Annotated in this window: 2 protein-coding genes; one reads left to right on the top strand and one right to left on the bottom strand. The window is 42.0% G+C overall.

All coding sequences use genetic code 11. The annotated features are described in order from the left end of the window. Positions 1–303 (bottom strand): phytanoyl-CoA dioxygenase family protein (locus AC1DUA_RS39935; protein ID WP_477504919.1); only part of this gene is annotated, 303 nt, incomplete at its 3' end. A gap of 246 nt (positions 304–549) precedes the next feature. Here AC1DUA_RS39935 and AC1DUA_RS39930 point away from each other — a divergent pair. Then, positions 550–626, top strand: a 77-nt coding sequence (locus AC1DUA_RS39930; protein ID WP_477504920.1) for a DUF2196 domain-containing protein, incomplete at its 3' end; no start/stop codon positions are given.

The following is a 626-nucleotide window of genomic DNA, read 5'->3' as shown; positions in this document are numbered from 1 at the left end:
GGCGAGTGCTCCGCGTACAACCGGCAGCTTCATCATTTGCAATGAAAAACCGTCATGCAGATGAGGATTGAACAACCGGAGGGAGAAGCGGTCCTTGTCATCCACCACGGCTCCGCCCTTTCTTGGTTTTGCCCATTCAGGCATAGATTCGGAGGAACGGATTGCATGGATATGCGAATTAAAGGCATCGATCAGATCGTCACTGCAGCCATTTTTAATGATGATATATCCGTCTTCGTGGTACTGCTTAATCTGTTCCGGTGTTAGTGGATTTACTCTCTCCGATTGAACTTGAATATTCATAAAAAAGCCTCCTTTGTTAGTATAAAACTGATGTATAATTCTTTCATATCTATAATTTTAGTTGATTTATAAGGGGAATAAAATGCACACGGATTAAAAATTTTGTGTCTCAAATTGATATCATTGACAGAGTTAGCTTACCAGGTGTAAAGGGTTTTACCTATGTTCGGACTTCGGGTAGGGAAAGCGTGAAATATATGTTATAATGAAGCACAATCTCGAAAGAAAGCAGGCGACTCACACAGCATGAATGGGCAAAATCGTAAAGATGTCCTGCCGGGAATCGAAGTCAATATTGTCTTGAAACAAGACCAGCGGAGCGG

The organism is Paenibacillus sp. 01T422, from assembly GCF_056398785.1.
This window is presented reverse-complemented; position numbering and strand designations above follow the sequence as displayed.